Below are 8,619 nucleotides of genomic sequence, written 5' to 3' on the forward strand. Positions count from 1 at the left end.
GTCCTGTCTGCGGATCAATCCAGGCATTTCTGTGAACCCACCGGCACAGCTGATACTGACCGTTGACTACGAGGTCTTCGGCGACGGTTCCGGACAGCCCCGTTCTTGCGTGCTGGAGTCGACGGAACGTATCCTCGCCATTGCCGAATCCCGTGGTGTGCCGCTGACCCTGTTTGTGGAGGCGCTGGAGTTTGCCGCCATGGAGCGGGAGCCCGCCTGTCAGACTCAAAGTGATGCGGTGAGGCTACAGCTGACAGAGGCTCTGGCCAGAGGTCACGACCTGCAACTGCACCTGCATCCCCAATGGCGGGGCGCAAAGCTCGATCCAGCGGGGAATTGGCAACTCGATCTCTCCCGCTGGCGCATCGGTGATCTCCCCTTCCATGAGGTGGCAGGTCTGCTGGAACAGGGCAAGGTATGGCTGGAGGAGTTGGGTCGGCAGCAGCGTCCAGACTACCGCTGTATCGCCTTTCGCGCCGGGGGGTGGTGCATCCAGCCGTCGGCCCTGGTGCTGGCGGCTCTGTCGGATCAGGGTTTTCTCATCGATTCCACGGTGGCTCCAGGGTTGCGCAACGCCACTGTCGGGGAGTGGAGCGATTTTCGTGATGCCCCCGATCTGCCTTTCTGGAACGTGGACCAGGATCTCACTGTTCCGGTCTCCCATGGCGTGTGGGAGTTCCCCATTCTCACTGGTCGGGTGGCCCGCCTGGATCATCTGAAGGCCTTGCGTAAGGCCGGGTTGGCAAAGGGCTGTCAGGGTTCCTACCGGGGGCCGGGTGGGGCCGCCGCCCGGTTATTTGGCCGGCTCAATCGATTGCGGCAACTCGGTACAGTGATGCTTGATTTCTCCACGTTACCGGCGCCGCAGCTGATTGAGATCACCCGTCAGTGGTGTGAGCGTTTTGCCGGGGAGCCGGCGTCGCTGCCGCTGGCGGCCATTGGTCACAGTAAGAACTTTACCGCCACCTCGGAACGGGCTCTGTCGGAGTATCTCGACTGGGTGAACGGGCAGGGGATCGTCGGCACTACCTACCCGGATGCCCTGGACTTGATCAGTAGCGGTTGATGGTCCGATTTTATCGCTGCCAGCGCACGGGTTCCCGCGATTCAGGCTCAATCCACAGCCGGGTTTTGCCCGTTATCTCAGCGTGTGGAGGGTGGGCGTTCCTGGGATATCACGTCGACCGTAAATTTGGCATTACCTCTCCACCCTCTGACGCTTAATACCGATCCCGGTGGCTCATTGGCGATAAGCTGCATCAATTCATGAGAGTTGTGGGGCCTGACCCCGTTGACCTCGGTGATAACGTCGCCGGGGCGCATATCGGCCCGGCTCCCAGGGCCATCCTCGAGTACGCCTGTGATCAGAATGCCTTCAACGGCATGCAGGCCAAACGCCTCGGCAAGCTTTTCTGTCACATCCTGTCCCTGTATGCCCAGCCAGCCGCGCACCACCTGGCCGCTTGTGATCAGCTGGCGCATGATCCCCTCAGCCAGATCGAAGGGGATGGCAAAACCTATGCCCTGAGAGCCGCCGCTCTTGGAGAAGATTGCGGTATTGATGCCGATCAGCTCGCCGCGGGCGTTGATCAAGGCGCCGCCTGAGTTACCGGGATTGATGGCCGCATCCGTCTGGATAAAATTTTCGAAGGTGTTGATGCCGAGATGGGTGCGGCCGGTGGCGCTGACGATTCCCATGGTGACGGTCTGACCGACGCCAAAGGGGTTGCCGATGGCGAGTACCACGTCACCCACCCTTTGTGTATCAGAGTTGCCGATGGGTATCGCCGGCAGGTTGGGTTCATCGTCTATCTTCAATACCGCCACATCCGACTCTTCGTCGCTGCCGATCAGGCTGACGTTGACGCTGTGACCATTGGCGAGCACGACCCTTATCTCATCGGCGCCATCGACAACGTGATGATTGGTCAGCAGATAGCCGTCCTCTGAAATAATGACGCCGGAACCCAGACTGGTATCGCGCCGCTGCCGGATCTTTTCCGGGAGAGCGTCGCCAAACAGGTGTTGCAGTATCGGATCCCTGAATCGCAATGTCTGGCGTTCAGTGGTAATCGTGGCCGTAAAGATATTGACCACGGAGGGCGCGGCAATGGAGACTGCGTCTGCGTATGAGTAAGGCCCCGGTTGTCTGGTGATCTGTTCTCCTGCTTCTGATCTGTTGAGTTCCGGTTCCGGCGGCTTGTTATCGTGCAGCAGTCCCGGTACCAGGAAGAGAATGAGGATTGCGGCTGCAATGCCGGCAGTTACCGAGGTGAGCAGAAATGAGAGGAGTTTTCCAATTCGCATAGTAGGGTAACCTAACATGCCATCAGTTCCACTGTCAGGACGGGATAATCATGACCAATATTCACTCGCTCGAAACCTACTGCAATGACTGCCTGAGTGTCGGCGGCTTCGATGACTACTGCCCCAATGGATTGCAGGTGGAGACGGTTTCAGAGGTGAAGCGGTTGATGGCGGGTGTTACTGCGAGCCAGGCCCTGATCGACGCAGCCGTCGACTGGGGGGCGGATGCGCTGTTGGTGCATCATGGTTTTTTCTGGAAAGGTGAGGCTGCGGCGCTCAGGGGGATGAAGGGACGTCGAATCAGCGCCCTGATCAAGGGTGGGGTCAATCTGCTGGTTTATCACCTGCCGCTGGATGCGCATCCGGTATGGGGTAACAATCGTCAGTTGGGGGAGCGGTTGGCCTTCCCAAATCCAAAGGTGACTGAAGCGGGGAATGGCCTGCTGTGGCGCTGTGACCTGGAGGCTCCGCTACAGACGGTAGAGTTACAGCGGCGCTTGCAGGCGGTGCTGGGCCGGGCTCCGTTGCATATCGACTCAGGTGGTGGCGCAATTCAAAGCGTAGGTTGGTGTACCGGAGGCGCTCAGGGTTTCATCGAAGAGGCGGCAGATCTTAATCTCGATGCCTATATCTCAGGCGAAATATCGGAAGCCACAGTGCATGTCGCCAGAGAGCGGGGCATACACTATTTTGCTGCTGGTCATCATGCCACAGAGCGTTATGGCGTACAGGCATTGGCTGAGCACCTGGCAGAAAGGTTTTCACTGGATTATCGTTTTTTCGATGTCGATAATCCTGCATAGAGAGGCTTGCTTTTGATCTGGGGCAATAATGAGTAGAAAAAGTCCCGCCAGTCTTGACCTGTTGATGGGCTTGGGGGAGAATGCGCGGTCAATTTTGGGGTTTTTAAGTATATTCTAATGTCCTGAACGGCTAGGGTTGTTGCACATGGCTAAAATGTGCCGATCTGTCCAGAAAATCGGGGAGTCTGAAAGATATGAGCGCAGATGGCGTTGATTTGAAAAGGCGGCGTACTTTAACGCTGGCCACCAGTGCGGTCGGTGCGGTTGGCGCCGGATTCGTTGTGTATCCTTTCCTGGCGGCCTGGGCCCCCAGTGAAAAAGCCAAGGCGGCAGGTGCGCCGGTCGAGGCCAGCATCGGCAAGCTGGAACCGGGGCAGATGATGCGCGTCAAATGGCGCGGCAAACCCGTCTGGATCGTGTTTCGTACCGAGCAGAACCTGAAGGATCTGCCGACTCTGGATGCTACGTTGCAGGACCCCGCATCTGACGATACCGGTCAGCAGCCTGACTACTGCAAGAACCCCTTCCGCTCCATCAAGGAGAAATATCTGGTGGCGGTTGGTATCTGCACCCACTTGGGTTGCTCACCCACCTATCGCCCAGAAGTGGCCCCGGTCGACCTGGGGCCTGAGTGGAAAGGCGGCTTTTTCTGCCCCTGTCACGGTTCCCGATTCGATCTTGCTGGCCGCGTCTACCTGGGCGTACCGGCGCCGAAGAATCTGGAGATTCCCCCTTACCAATATCTTTCCGATACCAGGATACTGATCGGTGCTGATGGAGGTGCTTCCTGATGAGCATGATGCAGAACTTCGTCGGCTGGATCGACGACCGCTTTCCGATGACCAAGGTGTGGAACGAGCACCTGGCGCAATATTACGCCCCGAAGAACTTCAACTTCTGGTACTTCATGGGCTCCCTGGCGATGCTGACGCTGGTGCTGCAGATCTTCACCGGCGTATGGCTGGCGATGAGCTACAAGCCAGATGCAGAGATGGCCTTCGGCTCGGTCGAATACATCATGCGCGATGTGAACTGGGGCTGGCTGATTCGCTACATGCACTCCACTGGCGCCTCCGCCTTTTTTATCGTCATCTATCTGCACATGTTCCGTGGGCTGATGTACGGTTCCTATCGCAAGCCCCGCGAGCTGTTGTGGATCATCGGTGTGATCATCTACCTGGCGATGATGGCTACCGCCTTCATGGGTTATCTGCTGCCCTGGGGCCAGATGTCCTATTGGGGGGCGCAGGTTATCGTCAACCTGTTCTCTGCGTTTCCGGTGATCGGTCCTGAACTGGGTGTCTGGATCCGTGGCGACTACGTTATCTCTGATGTCACCCTGAACCGATTCTTCGCCCTGCACTTCCTGTTGCCGTTCGTATTGGCTGCGCTGGTCTTCGTTCACATCGTCGCCCTGCACAAGGTGGGTTCCAACAACCCTGATGGCATTGAGATCAAAAAGGGTCCCAAAGGCAACAGGTGGAGTGATACTGCTCCCGCTGATGGCATCCCTTTTCACCCCTACTACAGTGTGAAGGATATTGCCGGCATCGCGGGTTTTCTCTTTCTTTTCGCGGCGGTGATCTTCTATGCTCCGGAGATGGGTGGCTACTTCATTGAGCATCCGAACTTTGAGCCGGCCAACCCGTTGAAGACGCCTGACCATATTGCGCCGGTCTGGTACTTCACCCCCTTCTACGCGATTCTGCGTGCGGTGCCTTCGCTTATGGGTTCTGCCTTCCCGGGTGTTGTTGCCATGTTCGGTTCAATCCTCGTGATGTTCTTCCTGCCCTGGCTGGACAAGAGTCCGGTCAAATCGATCCGCTACAAGGGTACGCTCTACAAGACCATTCTCTGGTTGTTTGTTGTGGATTTCATCATCCTGGGCTACCTGGGTACCCAGCCGACGACTGACCTTTATATAATTATGGCTCAGATCGGAACCATCTACTACTTTGCATTCTTCCTGCTGATGCCCATCTACAGCAAGATGGACAAAACCAAGCCTGTACCAGAGAGGGTGACCGAATGAAAAAGCTGATTGTTGCATTTTTGTTGGCTATGGCGCCCGTAATGGGAATGGCTGCCGGTGGCGCCCATCTGGATCATGCCGATATCGACGTGTTCGACCAGGCCTCGCTGCAGCGTGGCGCCAAAGTCTTCATGAACTACTGCCTGAGCTGTCATTCGGCCAAGTACCAGCGTTTTAACCGCATGGCTAAGGACCTGGGTCTGACCGAGCAGGAGGTGAAGGAGAATCTGATGTTCACCACCGACCAGATCGGTGGCACCATGAACATCGCCATGCCCGCCGACAGGGCTGAAGAGTGGTTCGGAACTGCGCCGCCAGACCTGAGCGTGATCGCCCGGGCGCGTGGTGTGGACTGGCTCTACACCTACTTCCGCAGCTTCTATCAGGACGACGCACGTCCTTTCGGTGTGAACAACATCGTCTTTCAGGACGTCGGCATGCCCCATGTGCTGTGGGAGCTGCAGGGTGCCCAGAAGGCTGTGTTCAAGACTGAGAAGGGCGCCGCCGGTAACGATGTCCAAGTGTTCGATCACTTCGAGCAGGTTACCCCGGGAACCATGAGCCCAGAAGAGTACGATGGGACTGTTCGTGACCTGACTGCATTTCTGAGCTACGTCGGTGAGCCGATTCAGATGGAGCGTCAGCGCATGGGTAAGTGGGTGCTGCTCTTTATTGCGGTATTCTTTGTTATCGCTTACATGCTCAAGAAAGAGTATTGGAAAGACGTTCATTGATACGGCGATAGTCGTTATCTGAAACACAGGGCGCACAGTTGATGTATACTGCGCGCCTTTTTTCGTTCGTTATTTTTTGTTTCCGGTTGATTCAAGTCCTTATGGACGGTTTCACCGGTCAAGCTTGGAGAGGTATCAATGGCGGCGGTTGCTAACAAGCGTTCAGTAATGACCCTCTATTCGGATCCGGAGAACCCCTACTGCCACAGAGTAAGGATGGTGCTGGCCGAGAAGAACATCACGTTCGAGGTCAAGGACATAGATCCACTCAATATGCCTGAAGCATTGATGGAGCTTAATCCCTATGGCACATTGCCAACCCTGGTGGATCGGGACCTAAAGCTTTATGAGTCGCGCATTATCATGGAGTATCTGGACGAGCGTTTTCCCCATCCGCCGTTGTTGCCGGTAGATCCGGTCTCCAAATCGACCTCGCGACTGCTGATGTATCGGGTCGATAACGATTGGTATAGTCAGTTGGATATCATCATGGCAGGCAAGAAGGATGCAGCCAAGGCGCGTAAGGAGTTGCGAGAGAGCCTGATTTCGACTGCGCCGGTGTTTGGCGCCAAACCGTTCTTTATGAGCGATGATTTTACTCTGGTCGACTGCGCTATTGCGCCATTGCTGTGGCGTCTGCCGGTGTTGGGGATTGAGGTCCCTTCCTCCGCCAAGGGTCTGCACGAGTATGCGGCAAGACTCTTCGAGCGAGAGTCATTCGTCCAGTGTCTCTCTGAAGCGGAGCGGGAGATGCGCGGTTAACATGGTTCAGCATAGCTGCCAGTGACTTCGAATAAGCCCTATATGATCCGGGCTCTCTACGATTGGCTGGTGGATAACGGAGAGACGCCCTATCTGTTGGTCAATGCCGACGATCCACAGGTGATGGTTCCTCAGGATTTTGTGAATGAGGGGCGCATAGTGCTGAATCTGAGTCCGTCCGCAGTGGTTGGACTTGAACTGGGAAACGAGTGGATCAGTTTCAGCGCACGTTTCAATGGTAATCCGGAGGATGTTCATCTGCCTGCGGCGGCAGTGCTGGGGATTTACGGCAAGGAGAGCAACCAGGGTATGTTATTTCCTGACGAGACAGAAACTGCTGCTGAACACCCTGATGACGAGCCTGATCCTCCGGCTTCAGGTAACCGTCCTGCTCTACGGGTGGTGAAATAACACTAGCTGGCTGTATTTCTTATCTGGATGACGGGCCTGTCTTGGCTAGTGCGACTCGTCACTCTCCCAGGTTTCGATATGCAGCAGCTCAAGCTGGTTGCCCAGCATTATGATATAGCCTGTCTGTCTGCCACTCCCCTCCTGACTGTAGTCGAACTCATAGAGTCGGCGGAATTTCAAACCTGCGCGTATCCATCTCACTCCGATCCTGCGTCGGGCGACGGTTTGATCGAGAAATTGCACACCTTGAGCATCGCAGGCGGCACGGCTGATGCGGGTGGCGTTCTCTCTGACTTTGAGACTGTCGCGCCAGAACCAGATCAGCAGCAAAACAATCAGTAGTAAATTGAGTGTGGACGTCGACATACCTGGGGATTATTACGATGGGCCAGATACGGATTGTACAGGGAGATATCACCCGACTTGAAGTGGATGCTGTGGTCAATGCGGCAAACTCAACCCTGCTGGGCGGTGGGGGCGTGGATGGTGCAATTCACAGGGCGGCTGGCCCCGATCTGCTTGCCGCATGTCGGTCTCTCGGTGGCTGCCCGGCAGGTGAGGCGCGTATCACGCCCGGATTTCGATTGCCTGCAAAGTGGGTGATCCACACAGTTGGGCCGGTCTGGCAGGGTGGAGAGAGAGGAGAGTCAGCACTGCTGGCATCCTGCTACCGTGAATCACTTGCTGTGGCAAAAGCACATGGCGTGGCCACGATTGCTTTTCCTGCGATCAGTACGGGTGTCTATGGCTACCCCAAGCAGCAGGCTGCCGCGATTGCCCTTGCAGCCATGAGAGAGTGGGTGGATGATTTTGAAAAGATCATCGCCTGCTGTTTCAGTGCTGCAGACGCAGATCGATACCGTAAACTTTGCCGAGAATGTATATGAAAGAGAACCGTCAATGATGTCCTGGTTAGATAAGATTCCACTACAAATGATTGTATTGCCTGCAGTTCTGCTGGCGTTGGCCCCGTTCTATCCTGAGCCGCATCTGTGGGAAAAACTCAAGATGCTGGCCGACGGCACGCTCTCCCGTCCCATCGACATCTTCGATCTGCTGATGCATGGAACCCCAATGCTGATTTTGGTTTTGAAACTGATTCGCGGGACGAAAGGGGCGGATACGGCTGGGTGAGATGGCTTGAAACCTTATTACGATGGTCATCGTAAGCCGGTTCAAGCGTAGCAGCACCGAATGCCTTATCTGCTGCGCTTGATCGGGCCTACAAACGGTGGGTTTCGTAAAGAAGATGTGAGCTGCCGTCCCTGGCGTGGCATTAGAGTTCTTTTTAACCCTCGCGCCGGACTTCCTGTCCGGTCGTTCGCCGCACTGCGAAGGTCCACTGGACCTTCGATTACGGCTCACCCCACGAACTTTCCGCTCTGGAGGCGCTGGGCTTCCATCAGTTCCAGTTCACGGGAGCCGGAGATGACGACATCGTGGCTCGGTACGAAGTCGAGTGTTGGGTCAAGCCGCTCGTAAGGCACGGCGTTCAGGATCACTTTCATGGCATTGAGCCTGGCCTGGTGTTTGTCGATGGAGCGAATAATGGTCCAGGGTGAGTGGGTTG

11 protein-coding genes and 1 pseudogene are annotated in these 8,619 nt (G+C 56.1%); 9 read left to right on the forward strand and 3 right to left on the reverse strand.

Annotation, left to right across the window (positions count from 1 at the left end; all coding sequences use genetic code 11):
* The first annotated feature begins 31 nt into the window (after positions 1-31).
* Positions 32-1,066, forward strand: coding sequence for a polysaccharide deacetylase family protein (locus tag G9Q73_RS08825; protein WP_177419455.1), 1,035 nt, complete (start codon positions 32-34; stop codon positions 1,064-1,066).
* Between the two features lie 77 nt (positions 1,067-1,143).
* Here G9Q73_RS08825 and G9Q73_RS08830 read toward each other — a convergent pair whose 3' ends face one another.
* Positions 1,144-2,307: a trypsin-like peptidase domain-containing protein gene (locus G9Q73_RS08830; RefSeq protein WP_177419456.1), complete on the reverse strand. Its 1,164-nt coding sequence runs from the start codon at positions 2,305-2,307 to the stop codon at positions 1,144-1,146.
* A 50-nt stretch (positions 2,308-2,357) separates the two neighbouring features.
* On the opposite strand from G9Q73_RS08830, the gene G9Q73_RS08835 reads away from it, so the two are divergent.
* From G9Q73_RS08835 to G9Q73_RS08860, 6 genes are all read left to right on the forward strand, one after another.
* Complete coding sequence (locus G9Q73_RS08835) at positions 2,358-3,110, forward strand: Nif3-like dinuclear metal center hexameric protein (RefSeq protein WP_177419457.1); 753 nt, start codon at positions 2,358-2,360, stop codon at positions 3,108-3,110.
* A gap of 194 nt (positions 3,111-3,304) precedes the next feature.
* The gene (petA, locus tag G9Q73_RS08840; protein ID WP_177419458.1) at positions 3,305-3,901 is read left to right on the forward strand and encodes a ubiquinol-cytochrome c reductase iron-sulfur subunit; all 597 of its coding nucleotides are present in this window, start codon (positions 3,305-3,307) and stop codon (positions 3,899-3,901) included.
* Positions 3,901-5,142 (forward strand): cytochrome b, encoded by a 1,242-nt coding sequence (locus tag G9Q73_RS08845; protein WP_177419459.1) that lies wholly within the window; start codon positions 3,901-3,903, stop codon positions 5,140-5,142. Before petA ends, G9Q73_RS08845 begins: the two co-directional genes overlap by 1 nt.
* Entirely contained in the window at positions 5,139-5,876 is a 738-nt protein-coding gene (locus G9Q73_RS08850) for a cytochrome c1 (RefSeq protein ID WP_177419460.1), read from the forward strand. Before G9Q73_RS08845 ends, G9Q73_RS08850 begins: the two co-directional genes overlap by 4 nt.
* A 138-nt stretch (positions 5,877-6,014) precedes the next feature.
* The gene (locus tag G9Q73_RS08855; protein WP_177419461.1) at positions 6,015-6,638 is read left to right on the forward strand and encodes a glutathione S-transferase N-terminal domain-containing protein; all 624 of its coding nucleotides are present in this window, start codon (positions 6,015-6,017) and stop codon (positions 6,636-6,638) included.
* Positions 6,639-6,659: 21 nt separating this feature from the next.
* On the forward strand, positions 6,660-7,049 hold the full coding sequence (locus tag G9Q73_RS08860) for a ClpXP protease specificity-enhancing factor (RefSeq protein WP_177419462.1): 390 nt from the start codon (positions 6,660-6,662) through the stop codon (positions 7,047-7,049).
* A gap of 45 nt (positions 7,050-7,094) precedes the next feature.
* Here the strand turns inward: G9Q73_RS08860 and G9Q73_RS08865 are convergent, their stop codons facing one another.
* Complete coding sequence (locus G9Q73_RS08865) at positions 7,095-7,415, reverse strand: DUF3301 domain-containing protein (RefSeq protein ID WP_177419463.1); 321 nt, start codon at positions 7,413-7,415, stop codon at positions 7,095-7,097.
* A 17-nt stretch (positions 7,416-7,432) separates the two neighbouring features.
* Here G9Q73_RS08865 and G9Q73_RS08870 point away from each other — a divergent pair, with 17 nt between their 5' ends.
* On the forward strand, positions 7,433-7,936 hold the full coding sequence (locus tag G9Q73_RS08870) for an O-acetyl-ADP-ribose deacetylase (RefSeq protein ID WP_177419464.1): 504 nt from the start codon (positions 7,433-7,435) through the stop codon (positions 7,934-7,936).
* A gap of 16 nt (positions 7,937-7,952) precedes the next feature.
* Complete coding sequence (locus G9Q73_RS08875) at positions 7,953-8,183, forward strand: RND transporter (protein ID WP_304956585.1); 231 nt, start codon at positions 7,953-7,955, stop codon at positions 8,181-8,183.
* Positions 8,184-8,410: 227 nt separating this feature from the next.
* On the opposite strand, the pseudogene G9Q73_RS08880 reads toward G9Q73_RS08875, so the two are convergent.
* A pseudogene (locus G9Q73_RS08880) lies at positions 8,411-8,619 on the reverse strand (polyphosphate kinase 2); the annotation flags it as partial.

Origin of the sequence: endosymbiont of Lamellibrachia barhami, assembly GCF_011947365.2 — a bacterium.
Classification (GTDB): domain Bacteria; phylum Pseudomonadota; class Gammaproteobacteria; order Chromatiales; family Chromatiaceae; genus QGON01.

Excerpts from the sequence above, each read along its gene's own strand:
- G9Q73_RS08830 (WP_177419456.1), bottom strand. The coding sequence starts at position 2,307 with ATGCGAATTGGAAAACTCCTCTCATTTCTGCTCACCTCGGTAACTGCC.
- G9Q73_RS08835 (WP_177419457.1), top strand. The coding sequence starts at position 2,358 with ATGACCAATATTCACTCGCTCGAAACCTACTGCAATGACTGCCTGAGT.
- petA (WP_177419458.1), top strand. The coding sequence starts at position 3,305 with ATGAGCGCAGATGGCGTTGATTTGAAAAGGCGGCGTACTTTAACGCTG.
- G9Q73_RS08845 (WP_177419459.1), top strand. The coding sequence starts at position 3,901 with ATGAGCATGATGCAGAACTTCGTCGGCTGGATCGACGACCGCTTTCCG.
- G9Q73_RS08850 (WP_177419460.1), top strand. The coding sequence starts at position 5,139 with ATGAAAAAGCTGATTGTTGCATTTTTGTTGGCTATGGCGCCCGTAATG.
- G9Q73_RS08855 (WP_177419461.1), top strand. The coding sequence starts at position 6,015 with ATGGCGGCGGTTGCTAACAAGCGTTCAGTAATGACCCTCTATTCGGAT.
- G9Q73_RS08865 (WP_177419463.1), bottom strand. The coding sequence starts at position 7,415 with ATGTCGACGTCCACACTCAATTTACTACTGATTGTTTTGCTGCTGATC.
- G9Q73_RS08870 (WP_177419464.1), top strand. The coding sequence starts at position 7,433 with ATGGGCCAGATACGGATTGTACAGGGAGATATCACCCGACTTGAAGTG.
- G9Q73_RS08875 (WP_304956585.1), top strand. The coding sequence starts at position 7,953 with ATGTCCTGGTTAGATAAGATTCCACTACAAATGATTGTATTGCCTGCA.